General features: G+C 53.4%; 24 protein-coding genes and 1 riboswitch. Of the genes, 18 read left to right on the top strand and 6 right to left on the bottom strand.

Annotated elements, in window-relative coordinates; genetic code table 11:
• Positions 1-4 precede the first annotated feature (4 nt).
• The 5 genes from NK662_RS04215 to NK662_RS04195 all read left to right on the top strand — a co-directional run bounded on the left by NK662_RS04215 (position 5) and on the right by NK662_RS04195 (position 4,190).
• Positions 5-832, top strand: a complete 828-nt coding sequence (locus tag NK662_RS04215) for a carbohydrate ABC transporter permease (protein WP_254757661.1) — start codon at positions 5-7, stop codon at positions 830-832.
• A 160-nt stretch (positions 833-992) separates the two neighbouring features.
• A complete protein-coding gene (locus tag NK662_RS04210; RefSeq protein WP_254757660.1) occupies positions 993-1,898 on the top strand; it encodes an ROK family protein in 906 nt (301 codons plus the stop codon).
• A 56-nt stretch (positions 1,899-1,954) separates the two neighbouring features.
• On the top strand, positions 1,955-2,434 hold the full coding sequence (locus tag NK662_RS04205; RefSeq protein WP_254757659.1) for a PaaI family thioesterase: 480 nt from the start codon (positions 1,955-1,957) through the stop codon (positions 2,432-2,434).
• 145 nt (positions 2,435-2,579) lie between these two features.
• Positions 2,580-3,221 carry a histidine phosphatase family protein gene (locus NK662_RS04200; protein ID WP_254757658.1) on the top strand — a complete coding sequence of 214 codons (642 nt, stop codon included), beginning with the start codon at positions 2,580-2,582 and terminating at the stop codon, positions 3,219-3,221.
• A gap of 15 nt (positions 3,222-3,236) precedes the next feature.
• Positions 3,237-4,190: an AraC family transcriptional regulator gene (locus NK662_RS04195; protein ID WP_254757657.1), complete on the top strand. Its 954-nt coding sequence runs from the start codon at positions 3,237-3,239 to the stop codon at positions 4,188-4,190.
• Between the two features lie 235 nt (positions 4,191-4,425).
• Here NK662_RS04195 and NK662_RS04190 read toward each other — a convergent pair whose 3' ends face one another.
• Positions 4,426-5,403 carry a LacI family DNA-binding transcriptional regulator gene (locus tag NK662_RS04190; protein ID WP_254757656.1) on the bottom strand — a complete coding sequence of 326 codons (978 nt, stop codon included), beginning with the start codon at positions 5,401-5,403 and terminating at the stop codon, positions 4,426-4,428.
• A gap of 154 nt (positions 5,404-5,557) precedes the next feature.
• On the opposite strand from NK662_RS04190, the gene NK662_RS04185 reads away from it, so the two are divergent.
• The 4 genes from NK662_RS04185 to rhaA all read left to right on the top strand — a co-directional run bounded on the left by NK662_RS04185 (position 5,558) and on the right by rhaA (position 9,270).
• Positions 5,558-6,331 carry a Cof-type HAD-IIB family hydrolase gene (locus NK662_RS04185; protein WP_254757655.1) on the top strand — a complete coding sequence of 258 codons (774 nt, stop codon included), beginning with the start codon at positions 5,558-5,560 and terminating at the stop codon, positions 6,329-6,331.
• Positions 6,331-6,474: a hypothetical protein gene (locus NK662_RS04180; RefSeq protein ID WP_254757654.1), complete on the top strand. Its 144-nt coding sequence runs from the start codon at positions 6,331-6,333 to the stop codon at positions 6,472-6,474. The genes NK662_RS04185 and NK662_RS04180 overlap by 1 nt, the downstream gene beginning before the upstream one ends.
• A 127-nt stretch (positions 6,475-6,601) precedes the next feature.
• Positions 6,602-8,017, top strand: a complete 1,416-nt coding sequence (gene rhaB / locus NK662_RS04175; protein ID WP_254757653.1) for a rhamnulokinase — start codon at positions 6,602-6,604, stop codon at positions 8,015-8,017.
• A complete protein-coding gene (rhaA, locus tag NK662_RS04170; RefSeq protein ID WP_254757652.1) occupies positions 8,014-9,270 on the top strand; it encodes an L-rhamnose isomerase in 1,257 nt (418 codons plus the stop codon). Before rhaB ends, rhaA begins: the two co-directional genes overlap by 4 nt.
• 169 nt (positions 9,271-9,439) lie before the next feature.
• On the opposite strand, the gene NK662_RS04165 is transcribed toward rhaA, so the two are convergent.
• Both NK662_RS04165 and rhaD read right to left on the bottom strand, forming a co-directional pair.
• Entirely contained in the window at positions 9,440-10,204 is a 765-nt protein-coding gene (locus NK662_RS04165) for a DeoR/GlpR family DNA-binding transcription regulator (protein WP_254757651.1), read from the bottom strand.
• Between the two features lie 49 nt (positions 10,205-10,253).
• Positions 10,254-11,066, bottom strand: a complete 813-nt coding sequence (gene rhaD / locus NK662_RS04160) for a rhamnulose-1-phosphate aldolase (RefSeq protein WP_254757650.1) — start codon at positions 11,064-11,066, stop codon at positions 10,254-10,256.
• A 155-nt stretch (positions 11,067-11,221) separates the two neighbouring features.
• Here rhaD and NK662_RS04155 point away from each other — a divergent pair, with 155 nt between their 5' ends.
• The gene (locus tag NK662_RS04155; protein ID WP_254757649.1) at positions 11,222-11,779 is read left to right on the top strand and encodes a sugar O-acetyltransferase; all 558 of its coding nucleotides are present in this window, start codon (positions 11,222-11,224) and stop codon (positions 11,777-11,779) included.
• A gap of 33 nt (positions 11,780-11,812) precedes the next feature.
• Here the strand turns inward: NK662_RS04155 and NK662_RS04150 are convergent, their stop codons facing one another.
• Both NK662_RS04150 and corA read right to left on the bottom strand, forming a co-directional pair.
• Positions 11,813-12,640, bottom strand: coding sequence for a pentapeptide repeat-containing protein (locus NK662_RS04150; RefSeq protein WP_254757648.1), 828 nt, complete (start codon positions 12,638-12,640; stop codon positions 11,813-11,815).
• A gap of 128 nt (positions 12,641-12,768) precedes the next feature.
• Positions 12,769-13,740 (bottom strand): magnesium/cobalt transporter CorA, encoded by a 972-nt coding sequence (corA, locus tag NK662_RS04145; RefSeq protein WP_254757647.1) that lies wholly within the window; start codon positions 13,738-13,740, stop codon positions 12,769-12,771.
• A gap of 511 nt (positions 13,741-14,251) precedes the next feature.
• Positions 14,252-14,415, bottom strand: a riboswitch (M-box (ykoK) riboswitch).
• Between the two features lie 118 nt (positions 14,416-14,533).
• On the opposite strand from corA, the gene NK662_RS04140 reads away from it, so the two are divergent.
• The 5 genes from NK662_RS04140 (at position 14,534) to NK662_RS04120 (ending at position 18,001) form a co-directional block, all read left to right on the top strand.
• Positions 14,534-15,211, top strand: coding sequence for an MgtC/SapB family protein (locus tag NK662_RS04140; RefSeq protein WP_254757646.1), 678 nt, complete (start codon positions 14,534-14,536; stop codon positions 15,209-15,211).
• Positions 15,212-15,386: 175 nt separating this feature from the next.
• Positions 15,387-15,653, top strand: a complete 267-nt coding sequence (locus NK662_RS04135; RefSeq protein WP_254757645.1) for a CD3324 family protein — start codon at positions 15,387-15,389, stop codon at positions 15,651-15,653.
• A 93-nt stretch (positions 15,654-15,746) separates the two neighbouring features.
• Positions 15,747-16,382 carry a FusB/FusC family EF-G-binding protein gene (locus NK662_RS04130; RefSeq protein ID WP_254757644.1) on the top strand — a complete coding sequence of 212 codons (636 nt, stop codon included), beginning with the start codon at positions 15,747-15,749 and terminating at the stop codon, positions 16,380-16,382.
• Between the two features lie 85 nt (positions 16,383-16,467).
• The gene (locus NK662_RS04125; protein WP_254757643.1) at positions 16,468-17,559 is read left to right on the top strand and encodes a DNA polymerase IV; all 1,092 of its coding nucleotides are present in this window, start codon (positions 16,468-16,470) and stop codon (positions 17,557-17,559) included.
• A gap of 154 nt (positions 17,560-17,713) precedes the next feature.
• Positions 17,714-18,001 (top strand): ArsR/SmtB family transcription factor, encoded by a 288-nt coding sequence (locus tag NK662_RS04120; RefSeq protein WP_254757642.1) that lies wholly within the window; start codon positions 17,714-17,716, stop codon positions 17,999-18,001.
• A 97-nt stretch (positions 18,002-18,098) separates the two neighbouring features.
• Here NK662_RS04120 and NK662_RS04115 read toward each other — a convergent pair whose 3' ends face one another.
• Positions 18,099-18,977, bottom strand: a complete 879-nt coding sequence (locus NK662_RS04115; RefSeq protein ID WP_254757641.1) for a sulfite exporter TauE/SafE family protein — start codon at positions 18,975-18,977, stop codon at positions 18,099-18,101.
• A gap of 263 nt (positions 18,978-19,240) precedes the next feature.
• On the opposite strand from NK662_RS04115, the gene NK662_RS04110 reads away from it, so the two are divergent.
• The 3 genes from NK662_RS04110 to NK662_RS04100 are packed head-to-tail and all read left to right on the top strand — an operon-like array spanning position 19,241 to position 22,294.
• Positions 19,241-20,419, top strand: a complete 1,179-nt coding sequence (locus NK662_RS04110) for an efflux RND transporter periplasmic adaptor subunit (protein ID WP_254757640.1) — start codon at positions 19,241-19,243, stop codon at positions 20,417-20,419.
• A complete protein-coding gene (locus NK662_RS04105; RefSeq protein ID WP_254757639.1) occupies positions 20,416-21,108 on the top strand; it encodes an ABC transporter ATP-binding protein in 693 nt (230 codons plus the stop codon). The genes NK662_RS04110 and NK662_RS04105 overlap by 4 nt, the downstream gene beginning before the upstream one ends.
• The gene (locus NK662_RS04100; RefSeq protein WP_254757638.1) at positions 21,092-22,294 is read left to right on the top strand and encodes an ABC transporter permease; all 1,203 of its coding nucleotides are present in this window, start codon (positions 21,092-21,094) and stop codon (positions 22,292-22,294) included. Before NK662_RS04105 ends, NK662_RS04100 begins: the two co-directional genes overlap by 17 nt.
• The last annotated feature ends 12 nt before the right edge of the window (positions 22,295-22,306 follow it).

Below are 22,306 nucleotides of genomic sequence, written 5' to 3'. Positions count from 1 at the left end.
AAGAATGGAACAGCACCGCGGGCCTGCCGCTTCTATTTTGCTGTATGCATTTCTGATTGCATTGGTTCTGCTTTTTATCATCCCGATTATTTTTATCACATCAACATCCTTAAAGACGAGCACGGAGCTGCTCGGCAATTCCTTGCTCACAATGCCGAAGCACTATAATTGGGAAAATTATATAAATGCCTGGAAGCAAATTAAACCTTACTTTATGAACAGTTTGTGGATTTCGCTTATGAAGGTGCCGATTGGCATCTTTGTAGAGGCTTTGGCTGCCTATGCTTTGACACGGATGAATATGAAATGGAGCAATGTGATCTTTGCCTTTTTCCTCATTGGGATGATGATTCCCATGCAGGCGACGCTTGTTCCCTTAAATATTATTCTGACAAAGCTGCAACTGACCAATACTTACTTCGGCATCATCCTCATCTACATCGGCTTTGGCGTGCCATTTGGCATCCTGATTTTGCGCGGCTTCTTCCGCACCATTCCAAAGGCTTTGGATGAAGCGGCGATTATGGACGGCTGCGGCGATTGGATGAAGCTGATTAAAATTATTCTGCCCCTGTCAGTGCCGGCCTTGGCCACTCTGATGATTCTGGACTTTATCAGCACCTGGAATGAATTTGTACTGGCGCAGATTTTCATTACAAAGGATACCATGCGTACCGTAACAACGGGATTGTTATCCTTTAAAGGGGAGCACTCCACAGACTACACTCTGATGAATGCAGCGGTTATGATTTCTGTGGTCCCGCAGCTTATCATCTACCTCATTTTCCAGAAGTACTTTATTTCGGGAATGGCTGGTTCTGTGAAAGGTTAATAGAAAGAGCGAAGCCCTGTAGGACCATAGGTATATGCTTATGGTTTTCTCTATTTTCTTCAGGGAAGTATGCCAAGAGAAGCGGCGCAGGCTGCCCTGGAAGGAGAGCCGGTTTTGATCGAGACTTTGCAATAAGCTGTGAAGAAGGCGGGGGATAAAGATGTATATAGTACTGGATATTGGCGGAACATTTGTGAAATATGCAGTGATGGATGGTGAAGGCCATATTGCTGAAAAGGGAAAGAAGCCCTCCGGCACAGATTTATCCTCATTTCAAGAGGTGCTCTTTTCCATTGTGGAAGCGCAGAATCTGGACGTGATCCAGGGCATTGCAATCAGCTGTCCGGGAACCATTGATACGGAAACAGGAACAGTATATCACGGCGGCAGCTTCCCATTTTTGCATGAAGTCAATCTCGGACGCATGCTGGAGGAACGGTACGGAAAGCCTGCCGCCATTGAGAATGATGGAAAATGTGCGGCACTGGCTGAGCTGTGGCTCGGCAGCCTCCAGGAGGCTAAGGATGGGGTCGTGCTTGTGCTTGGCAGCGGTGTCGGCGGCGGCATCATTATTGATCGGAAGCTGCACCGCGGTGTTCATCTTTCTGCCGGAGAGGTGAGCTATGTGATGTCGCAGGTGAATCTGAAGACGCGGGAGGCCCATCATGCCGGAATGGACTGCTCTGCCGTCCGTATGGTGCAGCGGATTGCTGAACTGAAGGGACTTGCAGACAAGCATGATGGAGAAGCAGTGTTTGCCTTGATTCAGCGTGATGAGGAGGCGGCGGCAATTTTTGATGAGTACTGCCTGCAGTTGGCAGTCCAGATTTACAATCTGCAATACGTCCTGGATCCGGAAGTGTTTGCAATCGGGGGCGGCATCAGTGCACAGCCGCTTGTGCTGGAGCGCATTCAGTGGGCGTTGGCAGAGTTGCGGGCGGCAAATCCGTTGCTGCGCACAGCAGATCCCAAGGTGGTTTCCTGCACATTCAGAAATGATGCGAACCTGTACGGGGCACTCTATCACCTGCTGCAGAGCAGCTGTGCATGCATTTCCCGGCCCTGAAGGATTTCCCTCTTTCCCCCGCGAATATCTCTATTCAACCAAAGGGGGGGATATAGATGGAACAGCTTGTTACAAAAGCCATTCAAGATGAATATCCGGACGATTTTGCCTGGTGCTACGGGTGCGGCCGCCTGAACGAGAGCGGGCATCACTTCCGGACAGGCTGGCAGGGAGACCAAACGGTTACACTATTCACACCAGAACCGGAGCATACTGCGATTCCGGGCTTCGTCTATGGCGGGGTGATGGCCTCGCTGATCGACTGCCACGGCACGGGTTCGGCCGCGCTTGCGCTGCACCGCAAGAATGGACATGAGGTTGGCGATGGCTCCGAGCCGCCGCGCTTTGTCACTGCCTCGCTCCACGTTGATTTTCTGAAGCCGACGCCGCAGGGCATCGAGCTGAAGGCTGTGGGCAAGATAACAGAAATTCATCCGAAGAAATGGCAGGTTGACACAGAGGTATACGCCGGCGACACACTCTGCGCCCGCGGCCAGGTGGTCGCCGTTGTGATGCCAAGCACATTCAAGGCGTAGTGCAGCTGCAATTTCACATTCGCAGTCTGCAGGCAAGAGCCAAGTCTCCAAGAGGGATCTTGGCTCTTTTTCTATGCGTCCACCCGCTTCCTTTTATCTTTCCCGGCTGCTTGTATAGTATATTGAGAGTACAGGGGGAATGGACATGGAGAACAAAATCAGCTTGTATCTTGTCAGACACGGGGAAACGTATTTGAACCGCTATAAAAGAATGCAGGGGTGGGCGGACAGTCCGCTTACGGAAGAGGGGAAGATGGTTGCGGCCGAAACAGGAAGCCGGCTGGGCGATCTTGCGTTTGACCGGGTGTATACGAGTGACTCGGGGAGAACCGTGGAGACAGCGGAAATCATCCTGCGGCAGAACCAGCATGAAGTCCCAACCATTACGAGAATGAAGGCTTTTCGGGAAACCTTTTTCGGCAGCTTTGAGGGGGAATATTCAGAGGTGGCCTGGGGCAAGGTGGCACAGGACAAAGGCTACCCGGATTTTCATACGCTGATCCGCAGCTGTACACCGCAGGAGGTTGTGGATGCCATGAAGCAGTCGGATCCGCTGCAGCATGCGGAAGGCTATGAGGAGATGTGGGCGCGCATTGAAACCGGTCTGCAGGAAGTGATTGCTGCCGGCGGCGGGAATGTGCTGATTGTGACCCATGGCAACGTCATCCGCACCTTGCTGAAGCAGTTTTCGGAGGAATTCGATCCGACTGTGGATATTAAAAATGCCAGTGTTTCGCGCTTGGAGCACTGCAACCAGGCTTTTCGGGTTGTATCCTACAACCAATGACAGGAGGTGCCGCGGGTGGATTTGCTTCAGGAGCTTATGCAAATCACGGAAGAAGAGCAAGCCATCCTGCAGAAACAGGAAGTGAAGCAGGAGCTGTATACCAGCAAGGAGCAGTTCATCATTGAAATTGACAAGCTCCTCAGCCGGGATCAGATGATTATGGTCCGCAAGCACACACGCTTTGTGGACTTCCCGCTGCATAAGCATGATTACATTGAACTCAACTACGTCTATCACGGGCAGCTGCATCAGACCGTGGGAGGGAAGCAGATCACGCTGCAGCAGGGCGAGCTTTTGCTGCTCAATCAGCATATCGAGCATGAAATTGAGGCCTGTGCCAATGAGGATATTATCATTAACTTCCTCATCCGGATGGAGTTTTTCGATTTCATTTTTTCGTATATTGCCGCCGAAAATATAGTGAGCAATTTTCTGCTGAACAGTCTTTACAACCATACGCATAATGGGCAGTTTCTGTATTTCAAGGTGGCTGAGGTAACAGAGATTCAGGAGCTGCTGCATAAGATGATCCGGGAAATTCTGCAGCCGTCCTTGTTCTCGGAATCTGCCATCAAGCTGTATATGGGACTGTTCATGATTGAGCTGATCAAGCATACAGACAAGCTGCAGCATCAAGGCGAGCTGTCGCGGCGGCACACGCTGGTGGTGGAGACGTTTCAGTATATTGAGGAGCATTTCCGGGAGGCATCGCTGTCGGAGCTGGCCCGGCAGCTGAATCAGACGCACTATGGCCTCAGCAAGCAGATTAAAAAGGCGACGGGGCATACGTTCAAGGAGCTGCTGCAGGAAAAGCGCCTTGACAAGGCGAAGGAACTGCTCGAAGGGACAAATCTCCCGATTGCTTCTGTTGCCGAGCAAACCGGCTATGACAACATCAGCTACTTTTACCGGATTTTCAAAAGCAAATACGGACAAACGCCGAAGGAACTGCGGGACCATGCCAAGTAGCATGGTCTTTATATATCTAAACCCCTCTCTTTGCCGTGTATCTGCATCTCTTTTTCACGCACCTTCATTGGAGAACCTGACAAGTTTTGAAAGTAACCGGTCAAGTTTAGAAAATAACCCGACAAGTTTCTGCGAGAACCCGACAAGCTTGTTACAAGCAGCAATTCGAACCCGACAGTTGTTCGGATTTCCCGACATATATGTTCTGAACCTGACATCTGCCAGCTTTGTAGTTCTACACAGTCATCCGCTCCACAAGCCGAAAAGCCAGCTCCCGCCGGACAATATCCAGGGACGGATCTTCAATTCGTTCATGCAGCGCCTGAAATGCCTGTCTTCCCAGCTCCACAAGCGGATGGGCGATGGTTGTCAGATCAAGGGCACGGGCAATCGGCTGGTCATCAAAACCGAGCACAGCCAAGTCCTCCGGCACACGCAAGCCCTGCCGTCTTGCTTCGGCCAGCAATCCGGCGGCCACTTGGTCGCTTGAAGCAAACAGGGCAGTCGGGCGGGAAGGCAGCTGCAGCAGGTGCCGCATAGCTTGTTCGCCGTCCTCCACTGAATAGCAATCATGGAGCATCCAGTCCTCCCGCACGTCCTCCCCGATGGCAGCCAGCGCATCCCGGTAGGCCTGCTCGCGGCTGCGGGAGTTGAAGCTGTTGCGGCGGGCCATGCAATAGCCGATGTGACGGTGCTCCTTTTGGATGAGATATTGCATCCCCATGGAGAAGCCCTCGTAATGGTTCATATGTACACTGGAAATAGCGTAGGGTGCGGTGTTCTCGCAGGCAAGGACGGCATGCTGGCCGGCATAGGGTTCCATTTGATCCCATGAGCTGGCGGCGGAACATACAATGACCCCGTCGAACTGCCGCATCTTCAGCATCTCAAATACCTTCATTTCCTCCTGCCTGTCATAGTTGGTCTGGCAGAGCGTCAGCCGGTAGCCTGACTCCAATGCTGCAGCCGCAATTCCTTCTATCATCATGTTGAAGTACGGCAGATTGGCAAACGGAAGCATGACCCCAATTGTATAGGTCCGGCCCTTCAAGAGATGAATGGCATTTAAATTTTGCGAGTAGTCCAGTTCGTCAATAATGCGCTGTACAGCTTGCCGTTTTTCCTCGCTGACATATGGGTGATTGTTCAGCACCCGGGAGACAGTTGAAATGGAGACACCTGCACGTGCAGCAATCTCTTTAATGTTGGCCAATGCTTCTCACCTCGTTATCAGTATAGCGTATATAGAAAAATTCTCCCAACAGGTATTGACGTGAAAAGCATTTCATATTTTACGCTTTTTCTAAGGGAAATTCCGCGTGACTCCAGAAGGCGTTAGGAGTTTCCCCGAAAAGGAGGAGAGTCAGATGAATCAGAAGATTGTCTTTTTTGATATTGATGGAACGCTGCTGGATGAAGAAAAGCAAATTCCGGATTCCACAAGGAAAGCTGTGCGGCAGCTGCAGGAGGCCGGCATTTACACCGCAATTGCAACGGGACGGACACCGGCCATGTTTGATTGGGTGCGGGAGGAGCTTGGCATCCATTCGTATGTGTCCATCAATGGACAGTATGTCGTGTTTGAGGGAGAGGAAATCCACAGCAATCCCATGTCCCCTGACGCTCTGGGCGAGCTGGTGGATGCGGCAGGCCGGAATGGGCATCCCGTGGCCTTCCACAATCATGACAGCATCTATGTGACAGAGAAGGACCACCCCTTCATCCGCAGCGGATATCAGAGCCTGCTGATGGAGCACCCGGAATGGGACGCTGAATTTTATAAGCATTCCCCAGTGCATCAGGGTATTCTCTTTTGTGAGGAAGGACAGGAGCAGCAGTATATGGAGCAATATCCGCATTTCTCCTTCATCCGCTGGCATCCGTTGGCGGTCGATGTGCTGCCGCAGGGCTGCTCGAAGGCGATGGGCATTCAGCAATTTTTGGCGAAGGCTGGATTGCGGCGGGAGCATTCCTATGCGTTTGGCGACGGATTGAATGATATAGAAATGCTTTCCTTTGTCGGAACGGGTGTGGCGATGGGAAATGCGGTGCCGGCCTTGAAGCGGCAGGCGAAGCATGTGACCACCGCATGCGATGAGGATGGCATTTGGAACGGGCTTGTGGCACTGGGGCTATTGTGATGAAAGAAGAAATGCGGCAGCTCGAGGAGATTATCGAGAAAGCCGAGCGGCAGCTGGAGCAGGCATTCCTGAGAAGCATCGCGGAGGCGGAGAAGCAACAAGGCTTTTGGAAGCGATTTTTACGTAAAATACGGAAGCCCTGACGGGAAGGAGGTCAGGGTTTTTTGGCGTGCAAATCAGGACAATAAAAAGGCGATTTGCGTTATAGGATTGCCGGTTGTTTTTCCGTATGATGAAAGCAGATGAAACGCTTTCAATGGGGTGATGGGGATGGGCAAATACAGAATAGCAGTGGATATTGGCGCCTCCAGCGGCAGGCTGATGGCAGGACGGCTGGCGAACGGCAAGCTGGAGCTGCGGGAGGTGTACCGCTTTGAAAACCAGCTTGTGCAGCGGGGCGGCCATTTTTGCTGGGACGTGGCGGCGCTGTTTGCGGAAGTGAAGCAGGGACTGCATGCCTGCCGTGATTTGGGCATTCAGCCGGAGAGCATCGGCATTGATACATGGGCTGTCGATTTTGTGCTGTTGGGTGAGAACGATGAGCTGCTGACAGAGGCGGTGGCATACCGCGACCCGCGCACGGATGGCATGATGGAGGAGGTATTCGAAATCATCTCCAAGGAACGCCTGTATCTGGAGACGGGCATTCAGTTCCAGAAGTTCAACACCATCTATCAGCTGTACGCCTTGAAAAAGAGCCACCCTGATATTCTGGCGCGGGCCAAAACCTTTTTAATGATCCCGGATTACCTCAATTATCTGCTGACAGGCAAGAAGGCAAATGAGTATACAAACGCGACGTCCACGCAGCTGGTGAACGCTTTTACGAAAAAGTGGGACCTGGATTTGCTGGAGAAGCTCGGAATTCCGGCGGAGATGTTCGGAGAGATTCACGCGCCAAAGACGGTGTTGGGCAGCCTGAAGCAGGAGCTGGCGGAGGAGCTTGGGTTTGATCTGCAGGTGATATTGCCGGCCACGCATGACACCGGCTCAGCTGTCATTGCCGTCCCAGAGCTGCAGGACACGATTTATATCAGCTCCGGCACCTGGTCCTTAATCGGGGTGGAAAATCATTTTCCGATCTGTGTGACCAAGGCGTTGGATTATAATTTTACAAATGAGGGCGGCCTGGATTACCGCTACCGCTTCCTGAAAAATATCATGGGGCTGTGGATGATCCAGGAGGTGCGCCGCAATTATGACAGTGTGTATTCCTTTGCACAGCTGGTGGAGCTGGCAAAGCAGGCGGAATTCGACTCGATTGTGAATGTGGACGATGCCAGATTTCTGAAGCCGGACCATATGGTGACAGCCATCCAGCAATATTGCCAGGAGACAAACCAGCCGCTGCCGCACACGCCGGGCGAGGTCGCAAAATGTGTATTTGATAGTCTCGTAGTCAGCTATCAAAAGGCAATTGGCGAGATTGAGGAGATTTTTGAACAGAAATTCCCGAAAGTGAATGTCATCGGGGGAGGCTGCCAGAATGAGCTGCTGAATCAGCTCCTTGCGGACGCGACCGGCAAGGAAGTAGTGGCGGGGCCGGTTGAGGCAACCGCCATTGGCAATCTGGTTGCGCAGCTGATGGCAGCAGGAGAGATCGCAGGCTTGGAGGAAGCAAGAACACTCATTCAGCATTCATTTGCGGTAAAAACATTTACAGGTACAAGGGGGAGCAGAGTATGACAATCCGGGAGGGCTATGAGTTCGCGAAACAAGAATATGAGAAATGGGGCATTGGGGTGGATGATGTGCTGGAGCAGTTGTCCCGTCTGCCGATCTCCATTCACTGTTGGCAGGGTGATGATGTGGGCGGCTTTGAGGTCAACAGAGGAGAGCTGTCCGGCGGGATTGATGTAACAGGAAACTATCCAGGTAAGGCACGGACGCCTGAGGAGCTGCGGCAGGATTTGGAGAAGGCGCTGTCCTTGATTCCGGGCAAGCATCGTGTGAACCTGCACGCCATCTATGCAGAAACAAACGGCGAAGTGGTGGAGCGGAACGAGCTGGAGCCGAAGCATTTTGCAGGCTGGGTGGAATGGGCGAAGCAGAACGGCGTCGGCTTGGACTTCAATCCTACACTGTTTTCCCATGACAAAGCGGCAGACGGCCTGACGTTGGCGCATCCGGATGAGGAAATCCGCAAATTCTGGATTGAACACTGCATCGCCAGCCGAAAAATCGGGGCGTACTTTGGACAGGAGCTGGGCACGCCTTGCTTAACGAACATTTGGATTCCGGACGGCTACAAGGATACACCGAGTGACCGCCTGACGCCGCGCCAGCGCCTGAAGGATTCCCTGGATCAAATTTTTGCTGTGCCGGTGGATGAGAACCATAACGTGGATGCGGTGGAAAGCAAGCTGTTCGGCATCGGCTCTGAGTCCTATGTTGTCGGCTCCCATGAATTTTATATGGGCTATGCTTTGAAGAATAACAAGCTATGTCTCTTGGACACAGGCCACTACCATCCGACGGAAACCGTGTCGAATAAGATTTCTTCCATGCTGCTGTTCAGTGATCAGGTGGCGCTGCACGTCTCCCGTCCGGTGCGCTGGGACAGCGACCACGTAGTGACGCTGGATGATGAGCTGCGGGAAATCGCCCATGAAATCGTACGAAACGATGCCCTGGACCGTGTCATGATCGGTCTGGATTTCTTTGATGCCAGCATCAACCGGGTGGCTGCGTGGACTATTGGCACGCGCAACATGATCAAGGCCATGCTGTATGCGCTGCTGACGCCGCACGCATACCTGAAGCAGCTGCAGGAGGAAGGCAATTTCACGGAGCGCCTGGCCTTGCAGGAGGAGTTCAAGACATATCCGTTCGGTGCCATCTGGAATTACTACTGCGAAAAGATGGGCGTGCCGGCGAAGGAAGCTTGGCTGGAGGAAGTGAAGGCGTACGAGCGGGAAGTGCTGAGTAAGCGGGGATAGGGGATGTTTGCTTAAATTCGAATTGTAGGAAAGTTCGTTTGAATTGTAGGAAAGCAACCGCGAATTGTAGGAAAGTTCGTTTAAATTGTAGGAAAGCGTGTGTGATTGTCGGGAAACGAGCGGAATTGTGGAAACTAAGCAGGGGGCTGACCTAGGTCAGCCCCCTTTCTTATACGCCCGCCATTGTCACCTGCAGCCCGCGTTCCTGCAGCTCCTGCCGCACATGCGGCTGCAGTCCGTCATCGGTGATGATGCGCTGTACTTTATGAATCGGCGCAATATGGGCGAAGGTCCGCACGCCAAACTTGCTGGAGTCCGCCATCAGAATGGTCATATCGGCAGCCTCCATCATGCGCCTTTTTAAGAGCGCCTGCAGCTCGTGGGAATCGCTTAAGCCGCTCTCCAAGTGGACGCCCTGGCAGGAGAGAAAGAGCTTGTTGACATGATAATGCTTCAGGGAGCGCTCCGCCAGCGGCCCCGCATAGGAAAGGGAGGCCGGCAGCAGATTGCCTCCGAGGGAGATGACCTGGACATGCTCCTTCTTGCTCAGCTCAATGGCCACCTGAATGGAATTCGTGATAACCGTCAGCGGCATGTCGGGAATGGCTTTGGCCACGTACCAGGCTGTGGAGCTGGCATCGAGAATGATGCGGTCGCCGGGCTCAATCAGAGAGACAGCCTGATAGGCAATTGCCTTCTTTTCGTGTACACTCGTAATCTCCCGCTGCGAAAACTCCACCTCTCTGCTTTCCTGCTGCAGGCTGACCGCGCCGCCGTGGCTGCGCTGCAGCCGCCCGTCCTTCTCCAGCTTCTCCAGATCACGCCGGATTGTTTCCTCGGTGACCGAGAACAGCCTGCTGAGCTCGGAGACGCGCACGCTCATCTGCCGGTTCACCAGCTCTATAATTTTTTGATGTCTTTCTGCCATCAGCATAGCGAAATACCCCTCTACAAATGTCTGTTTTTTATCCTAGCATACACCATTACAAAATTCCTGCCAAAGGCTTGACCCCGAAGGCTGCCGCCAGCTCGGCCAACTGCTTGTCGGTGATTACCTGCTTGATGCCGTCCCGATGGGAGCTGATCAGTGTGTAAATCTGCGCTGCTTTTTCTGCTGTCTCGATGAGACCAAAGGCTTCATCCACCGTTGTGCCGGCGCCGAAAATGCCGTGATGCGGCCAGACGACGAGGCGGTGCCGCTGCATTTTCAAGGCAGTTTGTTCGCCAATTTCATCTGTGCCTGGCACCATCCAAGGCAGCATGCCGACACCGTCAGGAAAGACGACAATGCACTCCGTACACATCTGCCAGAGCGTTTTTGTAAATTTCCGTTCGTCCAACTCATGGGTAAAGGTCATGGCGATCATATTTGTGGCATGGTTGTGCAGGATGACCCGATGGTTCGGATCCTGCTGCAAGCGGACAATATGGCTTTTAAAATGCGCCGGCAGCTCGCTTGTCGGCCTGCCATCATTGTCGAGGCCCCACAGCACATCAATGGCAGTGCCATCGCCATTCACCCGGATGATGCCCAGGGAGTCGCTTGGGTTGTCTTTTACATTTTTAAAATATTTTCCGGAGCCGGTTACGATGAAATACCGGCCGGCCAGCCCCGGAACGGGACATTCCATTGGAATCGACCGTGTGATGTGCGAAAGATCCAAATAGGGTAGGAGCTCCTCCTCCTGCAGCAGGCAGCTGACGTTGCCGCCGTTGCGCTCATCCCAGCCAAAGCGCCACATGTTATAGGTCGTATGCATAACCTCTTGCAGAAATGGGGCCTGTACAATATCCATAACAGCTTCCTCCTACATCGGTGATATCTTTATTTTACGAAGATAAAACAACGTAATCAATCATAATCAAAAATAAAGTAATTGTTTTTGTTGGGTTTGTGACAATGTGTATTGTGATAAAATGTAAGGGATTGCAGCGAAAGGGGTTTGGGCATATGACAACAGAAAAAGAAAAGATGATAAGCGGGGAATTGTACTTTCCGGCAGACCAGGAGTTGACCAAGGACCGGGAACGGGCAAGAAGACTGGTCCGCAAGTTCAACAACACAGACGAAACCGATTATGAGGCGCGTACAGCCTTATTGAAGGAAATGTTCGGCTCTACAGGGGAACGCATTTACATTGAGTCCGATTTCCGCTGTGACTATGGCTACAACATCCATGTCGGGGAGAATTTCTACGCGAACTTCGATTGCACGATTCTGGACGGCGGCAAGGTGACCATCGGGAAGAACTGCATGATGGCGCCGGGCGTACATATTTACACGAACACGCATCCTGTACAAGCACACGAGCGCATTACGGAAATTGAGTATACGAAGCCGGTGACAATCGGTGACAACGTGTGGATCGGGGGACGGGCGGTCATCAATCCCGGCGTGACCATTGGAGAAAATGCGGTGATTGCGTCTGGAGCTGTTGTGGTCAAGGATGTTCCGGCAAATGTAGTGGTTGGGGGAAATCCGGCGCGAGTGATAAAAGAGATCGTATAAATACAGCCCTTTCCGCACAGGAAAGGGCTGTGTTTATTGCCAGTGCCGCGGCAGCTGCAGGGCAGGAGGCAGCTTCGTTTGCCTGCTGCCTTTGGCGGCGTTGATTTGCACCTGAGTCAGGAAGAGGCAGCCGCGTAAGTCGGCTCCGCTGAGGTCGGCATCCCGCAAATCCGCCCCGATCAAGTCAGCCACTCGCAGGTCGGCATCGCGCAGGTCAGCAGCAATGAGCAGCGCCCCGCGGAAGCTGTGCGCCCGGAGGTCCGCCCCGCGCAGTTTGGCGCCAAGCAGCTCCAGGCCCCGGCCGACTTTTCGCGGCTTTCCTTTCGGCGCCTGCGCCCGCACCTCTTCGCTTGCCTGTCCCAGCAGGCCGCCTACAACAGCGCGGTGTGCCGGTACGTCCAGCTGCAGCATTTCCACCGGCTGCAGGAGTGTCAGCTTTTCGGTGTCTGCATAGGCTTGCTCAAGCTTGGCCAAAAGCGGCTGGGATGCAGCAATGCTCATGGCTTCGTGCAGGTAATACAGCATTTCGTGAAGCTGCTGCATGATGGGAAACACATCGAACATTTCGCGCGCAGAGGCCGGGTTGCTTCTCCAATCCACGCCCCCATAGGTTGTCTGCGACACCTTTTGCCCGGCGCCGAAGCACTCGTAGACGGTGCAGCCCTTGAAGCCTTTTTCTCTCAGGCTTTGGTGAATGCTGCAGCGGTAGTCCTCCTGCAGGTTGCGGCAAGGGGTGCCGCTGTCTTTGTCAAAAGCGAAGTCTGCTGTTTTGGCGTACGGCAGGGCCACGCAGCACAGGCCGAAGCAGCTTCCGCAGTCAGCATGCAAATGCTGCCTCATCTCTTTTGTTTGTACGTGCATCTAACTCCATCCTTTACGAAAGCATCATTCACATATTTTAGCAGAAATTTCACGTTGGCAGGTCGTTCGTTTTCCATTTTATTGATAAAATACGAAAAAGGCCCATCACATGCGAATGGGCCGCTTTGCTACATCAACTCATGCTTCTTAAAATACCGCCACATGCCATAGGTCATGGCGATGAGACCAATGAAAATCACAATGGTTGTAATGGGTGATTTTTCAAAAGGCAGCGGCACGTTCATGCCGAAAAAGCCGGTGATAAAGGTCAATGGCAGCATGATGGTGGAGATGATGGTCAATACATTCAGCTTTTCGCTCGACTTGGCGCTGATAATAGAATAGTAGGTATCCAGGGCGCTGTTTGCCAGGTCGCGGTAGGTTTCGGTAGAGTCCACGATGCGTTCAATATGGTCAATCAGGTCGGTGTAGAACGGAATGTTGTCCTCTTGAATCTGGAATTTCCAGCGTCCGTTCGTGGTCAGGAAGATGCGCCGCTGCGGCAGGATGACCCGGCGGATGAGAATGATCGTCCGTTTCAGGGCCAGGAACTCCTCCGTTACCTCTTTCACGCCTTCCTGATACATTTCGTCCTCCAGCTCGTCAATCCGCACGCCGATGCGGTCGAGAATCGGGAAGTATTCGTCGGTGATGCCGTCAATGAGCGTATACAGCAGGAAATCAGCGCCGCGGCTCAAGTATTTCGGACTCACGCAGCACACCGCATCCATCTGGCCAAGCCAGCGCAGCTTATGCTTGTGAATGGTGACGACATAGTTGGGCCCAAGAAACACATTGAGCTCCAGCGTCGTAATCTCATTATCGCTCTCCTCGTTATAGCGGAGGGCATGAAACACGAAAAATTTATAATCCTCATAGTCATCCACCTTGGCGCGCGGGCTGTCATGCAGGCAGTCCTCAATCGCCAGGGGGTGGAAGTCGAAGGCTTTGGCAATGGTATACAGCTCATCCGCCTTCACATCGTACAGATCAATCCAAAGCAGGTTGTCCGGCTGCTCCAGATGAGCGTGAATATCCTGCAGGGAAACGTTGGACTGTACGCGCTTCATGGCTTCGTCATACAAATACATTTTGATCATCGTATTCACCTCTCCGTTTTCACGCGAGGCGTTCAGGGCCCTTTCCCCTCAGAGGGAGAGCAGGAACCGCCTTGCCCCGCTGTTTTCGCCTGTGTATCTCATCCGAACGTGGATAATCCGGGTCCATGCCCTCACCTCCCATTATTAAAAGCGCAAGCGGCTCGTTCGGCTCACCGAAGGGAGGTTCCGACCGCTAAAAGGCGCATTTTGCCTTTTATGCGGTTGGGTTCTCCCTGGCAGTGAGCCAGCCGCTGGAGCTGGATATCAAACCAAAAAGCGCAAGCGGCTCGTTCGGCTCACCGAAGGGAGGTTCCGACCGCTAAAAGGCGCATTTTGCCTTTTATGTGGCCGGGTTCTCCCTGGCAGTGAGCCAGCCGGCGGAGCTGGATATGCAACCAAAAAACGTAACACCCTATTCAAAAAAGCCTTCACCACGGGGGCGAAGGCTTTGACAATGTGCATACGCAAGAATGAACTGCCTATTCCAAAGCAGTCCTCAAGCGTCCCAGTCATTCCTCTCCCTCGTCGAGCTTTAGCACTGTATGGCTTAGGCAAATGCCAGCTGCGTTAAGAAAGACCTTCATGCCGATCGTTCCTGTTGACCCATTGGCGTCTCTCGACATTTTTGGGCAGCAGCGTATATCCATACAGGAGCCTCACCTAACAGAGATTCCATTCTAAATTGTAACACTGCCCCGCATATGCGTCAACGCATGCTGGGAATGAAAGTCCATTGTGGCGGGCGCCCTCCTTTGGTAGAATAGCAGTATTTATACATGGGGGGAGAGCGGGTATGAGTTTAACCTTTTTAGTAAAATTAAGTGTCTCGTTATTTGTCGGTTTAATGATTGGATTGGACCGCCAGCTGAAAAATAAGCCGCTTGGCGTGAAAACGAGCATGGTCATCTCCGTGGCCAGCTGTCTCATCACGATTGTGTCCATTCAGTCTGTTCATAAATATTCCTTGCCCGGGCATACCAATATGGACCCGATGCGTCTGGCTGCCCAAATTGTGAGCGGCGTCGGTTTTCTCGGGGCCGGGGTGATTTTGCGCCGGAACAATGATGTCATTTCTGGATTGACCACAGCGTCCATGGTGTGGGCGGCCTCTGCTTTAGGAATTGCCATCGGCGCCGGCTTTTATGCAGAAGCGCTCGTGGCCATGGTGTTTGTCATCCTGGCAATCAATGTGTTTCCGTATTTGGTGAAGCGCCTGGGGCCGGCTGCGCTGAAGCAGCAGGACCTTGCGGTGAAAATGATCGTGGGCGACCACACAGAGCTGAATGCGATTTTTAAGGAAATCAAGCAGCTCCGCATGCAGGTGAAGCGGGTGAAGGTGAAGGATTTGGATGCTGACCGCCAGCAGGTGGAGATGATTGTCCTGGCGCCGGAGAAGCTGTATACCACAGACCTGTACAGCTCGCTGAAGCGCATTCAGCATGTTTTATCAGTGGAAGTGGAAAGCCGTTGAGTATATAATATGGAAGAAAAAGGGGGTGGGGGAATGGCACGCACACTGCCTCATACTGCAGCGACTCATGCAAAGCCGGAGGCGGCGATTCTTTGCATGGGGTGTAAGAAGTAAAATCGCCTTCCATGTCCGGCTTTGCGCCTTATTTGCAATCTAAAATAAGGAGCTGGCAGACATGAAATATGTGAAAGCGGCGGCCGTGCTGCCGGAGAGCTTGCTTGCTGAAATCCAAAAATATGTGCAGGGCGAGATGCTGTATATTCCAAAGCCGCAGGAGGCCCATCAAAAGTGGGGCACCAAATCAGGCGGACGAAAGCTGCTTGAGGAGCGGAACGCGGACATCCGGTGCGCCTTCCAAAACGGCAGAAGCATTGCCGATTTGGCACAGGACTATTTTCTTTCAGCAGAGACCATCAAGCGGATTGTATACAAGAAATCGTAGGTTCCCGTATGGCGAGTTTGCTTCTAAACGAAAGTGCACCTGGTTGAAGGGGCGGCACTTGCCATACAATAGATAGGGAACGAGGTGATAGAAATGGAACCATTTATAAGAAGTGAGCACTATAATTTTATCAAGTCGCAGGTGCAGGTGCTGATCAACGGCCACGCCTCCGCAAACGACCGGAATGTACTGGCAGCGCTGCGGGCGGTCACGTGGGAAAAGGTGGCGGAGCTGTTCGGCGGGCTGGACGGGGAGCGGGCTGACCTGCTTGGGCCAATTGTTGCTATTCGGAGCAAGGAGGATGCCGAGCCGTTTCTGGCAGGCGTGAAGCCATATGTGATTCCGTTTCCGGCGGTTACGGAGGGCGTGGTGAAGAAGCTGTTCCCGAAGGCGAAGAAGCTGAAGGCGCCGTCTCTTGAGGGCTTGGATTTGCGGGAATTCCCGTATATGGGCTGGGACGACAAGGGCTCTGGCCGCAAGTATATCGTGACAGCATATAAGGGCAAGCTGACAGGCATCCACGGCACCTTCAGCACAATGCACAAAAAAAGCGTCTGCGCCCTGTGCAACCGCCACGGCGAGGTCGGGCTGTTCATGTCGGAGAAAAAAGGCTCCACGCAGGATGCTTTCGTACGAAAAGGAAATTACATTTGCCGGGACAGCCATGCCTGCGCCCGCCAGCTGACCACGCTGGAACGGCTGCATGACTTGATTGAGCGGCTGAGCTGAGGGGCGGATTTGCAAATCTGCTCCTTTTTTGTTTTGCTAAAGCTTCTCCGATGTTTGCATACTAAGCAAAAAAGGAGGGAGCTGTATGGGCAGAGTCATTTTACACGTGGATTGCGACGCCTTCTATGCCGGAGTGGAGCAGGCCCATCATCCCGAGCTGCGCGGCAAGCCGCTGGCGATTGTCGGCAATAAACGGAAGGGGTTTGTCATTACAGCTTCCTACGAAGCGAGGGCAAAGGGCATCCACACGCTGATGTTCATCGAGCAGGCCCGCCGCCTCTGTCCGGACCTCATCATCAAAACTCCGGATTTTCCCCTGTATAAGCAGGAATCCCGCCGCATTTTCTCCTTTCTCGGCAGCATCACACCGCTGATTGAGGTCGCCAGCATTGATGAATGCTATATGGATGTCAGTGACGTGTACGAAGCATATGGAGGTGTGCCTGCTTTAGTGCGCCATATTCAACAGCGGGTGGAGGAGGAGATCGGCACCACCTTATCCATCGGGATTGCCCCGTGCAAGTTTCTTGCCAAGATGGCGAGCGGATTCCAAAAGCCAAGAGGCATTACGGTACTGCGCCGGCGCGATATTCAGGAGAAGCTGTGGCCGCTTCCCATCCTGCGCACACATGGAATCGGGGAGAAGTCCGCTGCCCTGCTGGAGGCGCATGGCATTCACACAATCGGCGGCTTCGCCAAGGCGGACACGGGTGAGGTGAAGCGGCTGCTTGGCAACCGCGGCCTGAGCATGCAGGCCTATGTGAACGGCCATGATAACCGCCCGGTGGATCCGAGTACGGCGGATCAGGTGCGGACACTGAGCAAGTATCGGACGTTCCTCACAGACACAGATCAAGAGCCGTTCATTTTAGATGAGCTGCTGGCGATTTGCCAGGATATGAGCGGTCGGCTGCAGGCGAAGGGCGTGTTGACACAGAATGTGCATCTGACCATCCGATATGCGGACCGGGAACGGACAACCCTGACGCGCAGCCGCAAGCTTGGGCAGCCCATTATGGAGGGGGAGGAGCTGTTTCAGGCAGCCGTGCGGCTTTGGCGGCACAACTGGGCGGGGGACATCATCCGCCTCATTGGAATAACCGTTTCTGATATAGTGGAAAAGGAAAGAGCCTATAAGCAATTAGACTTATTTTCTTATCAAAAAGATAAAATTTAGTATATAAAGTTAAATCAATATTGAATATTCTGGAAAGTGCATTTATAATGGAATGTATAAGGGTATTCTTACCAGTCAACCAGTGCTTCTATTGCTTCCTTATGCTTGGTGAGGAGTTCATGATGAAACAAGAATGAGGTAGGGAGGAAGAGGAATGATGGAGGAGTATTATGCTGCAGAAATACAATATGTAGAGGGTGCTGACATTTTAAAAGCGCTGGGCCACCCCATCCGCTTGCATTTGGTGAACCTGCTGTTGAAGGAGGGGAAGGCAAACGTAAAAACCCTCCACACCAAGCTGGACTTGCCGCAGTCGACAGTAAGTCTCCACTTGGCGAAGCTGCGGTATCATAACCTTGTCAAAGGAACGAGAAGCGGGCTGGAGATGTATTATGAAATAGCCGATGAGCGCATCAGCAAAATCATAAAGAGTATAGGGTAACAACAAAAGCGCCCGGCAGACCAGTGCCGGGCGCTGTTCTATTTACTTATGGAAGGTTTGGATGTTGGGATTCCAGCCATCAGGACCCCATGGAAAGTTAAAGCCTTTCGGAGAGGCTTGCCGCCCTTTGCCGGCGGACTGTAAGCAGAAGCGCCAATGCCCACAGAACAAAAAGACTGATGTAAGCCGGCGTGTGCCAGTCCTTGGGGAAGGACCATGCCTGCAGGAGCGTCCGGATGTTTGTCAGGATAATCAGCCCGCCTACAAGCACACCGAGCAGATGGGCGGGAATGATGCGGACCAGCCAGGCTGCGATGGGAGCAGCCGCAAGTCCGCCAAGCATCAGGGTGAGCACCCAATACCAGTTGACCTGCTCCCAGCCGAGCGAGATCAGGAAGCCCAGTGTGGCCGCGGAAGCAACAGCGAATTCTGCTGTATCCACTGTGCCGATAACCTTTCTTGCTTCAAGCTGCTTGCGCGCCAGCAGCACCGGCGTGGCAATGGGCCCCCAGCCGCCGCCGCCCGTGGCATCAAAAAAGCCGGCGATGAGCCCGAGGGGAATCAGCTGCTTATTGGGCAGCGCTTTGGACGCCGTCTGGCGATGGAAGTGCTGCGGAAACAGGAAGCGGTACATAATATAGAGTCCAAGCGCCAGCAGAAACAGAGATACATAGGGCTTGATGAGCTGGCCGGGCAGATTGCTGAGGAAGCATGCACCGATGAAGGCCCCGGCAGCCCCCGGCAGTACAAGCCGTTTCACCATCCCCTGATCCACGTTGCCAAATTTGATATGGGAAGCCCCGGAAGCCGCTGTAGTGACAACTTCCGCCAGATGTACAGAGGCGGAAGCCACTGCCGGCGCAATGCCGAATGTCAGCAGCAGCGTGGTGGAGGTGACTCCATAGGCCATGCCGAGTGACCCGTCAATCAGTTGGGCTGTAAAGCCGATTAAAATGAATACAAGCAGCTTTTTCATCGTCTCTCTCCTTTGCGGACCATAAAAAAAAGGCACGGCGCTGCCTGAGCAGTGCGGTGCCTTCAGTTTGTCTGATCAGCTTTTTATATGATTTTTTCTACTATAAACCATATTATTCTTAGTTGTAAAGTATGAATTTAACATTGGAAATAAGAATCAACAACTATGTCCATAATTGGAAAAAACTATGGATTTTATTGTATATATTTGTCAGTGGATATATAATGGGATAATACTAGAATCATAAAAAAGGAGCTACAACGATGCAAACGGAAACAGTGCGTTCTCCCAAAAAGAAGAAGTGGATCATAGCAGGCATCGCCGCAGCTGTCCTGCTCATTGCGGGCGTGAATGTAGCCGTGCTGCAGAGCAAGAAAAAGGCGGAAACCGGCGGCATGGCCTTCACCTCACTGAGCGAGAAAACCTTAAACAATACGAAGCTTGTATCCGGGCGGGTGTCTTCCGGTGAAATTACATCGCTGTATCCGGATGCGGCGAAGGGGAAGCTGAAGGAGCTGCTCGTCAAGAAAGGGGACGAGGTGCAGGCGGGACAAAAGCTGTATACATATGAAAGCGCGGATTTGACGCTGCAGCTGAAGCAGCTGGAGATGGATGAGAAAATCACGTCTCTGCGCTACAGCCAGACAAAGGATAAGGTGAAGAGCCTGAAGGCTGACATACAAAAGGCGAAGGATGCAAGCGCGCCGGCAGAGGTGCTGAATCCGCTGCAGGCGCAGCTGGGCGAGCTGGAGGTCACCCAGAAAACGACAGAGCTGGAGATGGAGCGGAATAAGCTGCAGCGGGAGCAGCTGGTGCAAAAGCAGGCTGAGCTGACGGTGACAAGCCCTGTGGCCGGCATCGTGCAGCAGGTGGATGAGCAGGCTGTGCAGGCGGGGGCAGGGATGGCGGCAGGTGCAAAGGCCATTCTGCAGATTGCGCCGAAAGCACCGTTTGTTGTGGAGGGCAGCCTGAACGAGCTGCAAAAGGCCCAGGTGCAGCCGGGACAGGAGGTATCCCTGACCTCCAAGGCCGTGCCGAATAAGACGTGGAAGGGAAAGATTACCGAGGTCAGCTCCTATCCGAACACAGCAGAGGCTGGCCAATTGACGGCAGCTGCCGGACAGGATGCGGGCACGATTTCCTATTACGCTTATAAAGCATCGCTGGATACGCAGGATGGACTGGCGCCGGGCTATCATGTTTCCCTGCAGGTGAATATTACGTCCAAGACGATCCAGGCAATTCCGCGCAGCAGCCTTGTGGAGAAGGGTGATTCTCCATTCGTGTATGTGGCTGAAAACGGCAAGCTGAAGGAGCAGAAGGTCACAACGGGCCTCAGCGATGGAGAGTGGATTGAGATTATCGAGGGCCTGAAGCCGGAGCAGAAGGTCGTCAAAAGCCCGACTGACAAGCTGTATGCCGGAATGGAAGTGAAACCATGATCAGCCTCGGCGGTGTGGAAAAGACATATAAGCAGGGCACGCTTTCTGTCCCCGTTCTATATGAGATCAGCCTTGAAATTGAAGACGGCGAGTTTGCCGCCATTATGGGGCCGTCCGGCTCAGGGAAGTCCACTTTGATGAACATCATCGGCTGCCTCGACCGCCCGACAAGTGGCACATATGTGCTGAATGGCGTAAGCATTCCAGAGGCGGATGAAGCCCATCTGGCCAAGGTGCGCAACGAATATATCGGCTTTGTCTTTCAGCATTTCCATCTCCTGCCGCGCCTGAGCGCGGTGGAGAATGTGGAGCTGCCGCTTGTGTACGGCGGCCTCGGCAAGAAGGAGCGGCGTGAGCGGGCACTCGAGGCGCTGGGGAAGGTCGGCTTGTCTGACCGGGTCCACCATCTGCCCAACCAGCTGTCCGGCGGACAAAAGCAGCGCGTCGCCATCGCCAGAGCCATTGCCAATCGTCCCGCCTTCATCCTCGCAGATGAGCCGACCGGCGCCTTGGATTCCAAGTCCGGCGAGCAGGTGATGGAGATTTTTACGCAGCTGAATCAGGAGGGGACGACCATTATTATGGTCACGCACGAGGATGAGGTGGCAGCCTACGCCCGGCGCCGCATCATGATCCGCGACGGCCGCATCACAGAGGATCGGAGGAATACGCATGAGCTTGCTCGATAGCATGAAAATCGCGATTTCCTCCATTCTCGCGCACAAGCTGCGCTCTGCGCTGACCATGCTCGGCATCATTATCGGCGTCGGCTCCATCATTACGGTTGTGGCAATCGGCCAAGGCGGGGAAGCCATGCTGAAGTCCTCCATCATCGGAGACGGCAACAACACCGTGCAGCTCATGTTCAAGCCGGAGGAGCAGGATATGTTCGCAATGCCCTTTGATCAAACGCCGACCTTCTCCCAAGAGGACCTGCTGCTGATCGGCCAAATTCCGGAGGTCGCCCATGTCATCACGGTGAACTCCTCCTCCGACAGCATCACGGCGGGGGACAAAACCGTGCATCCGCAGCTGGATGGGGTGACAGCGGACTATTTTATCGTGAACAAGCTGAAGACCACAGCGGGCAGACAGCTGAATCAAACGGATGTGGAGCAGGGCAGCAACGTCATCATGCTGAACGAGAAGGCCGCAGAAGAGCTGTTCGGCAAGGAGAAGGCTGTGGGCCGGATTGTGGAGCTGAAGGGGCAGCCGTTTCAGGTTATCGGTGTCTATAAGCTCGCGGATGACTTATTCGGTGCCCTGAGCTATCCGCAGGTGCTGATTCCGCTGCCGCTGTGGCCGGTGCTGTACGGCACGGACAATATTCAGAACGTCACCATTCAGGCGAAGGATGTGGACAGCATGCAGACTGCCGGCAAGAAGGCGGCGGCCCTGCTGAATGACCGCAAGCCGGAGGAGCTGAAGGGCAAATACGAAGTGCTGAACATTGAAGAAATTCAAAAGAGCATTTCCAAGGTCACAGGCATTATGACGAGCATCATCGGCGGCATTGCCGGCATTTCCTTGCTGGTCGGCGGCATCGGGGTGATGAACATCATGCTCGTATCCGTGACGGAGCGGACGCGTGAAATCGGCATCCGCAAGGCGCTCGGAGCAACGCGCGGCAAAATTCTGCTGCAGTTTCTGATTGAAGCGGTCATGCTGACGATGCTTGGCGGTATCATCGGCATCGGCCTTGGCGTCGGCGGGGCCTATGTGGTCTCATCCTTTGCGAATTGGCCACCGCTCGTATCACCGCAGGTTGTCATCGGCGGTGTGCTGTTCTCAATGACACTCGGGATTATTTTTGGTCTCATCCCAGCCAACAAAGCAGCGAAGCTCGACCCGATCGAGGCTTTGCGTTACGAATAAGGAGGAACACAA

The organism is Ectobacillus ponti (genome assembly GCF_024294785.1).
GTDB classification, from domain to species: Bacteria; Bacillota; Bacilli; order Bacillales; family Bacillaceae_G; genus Ectobacillus; species Ectobacillus ponti.
This window is presented reverse-complemented; position numbering and strand designations above follow the sequence as displayed.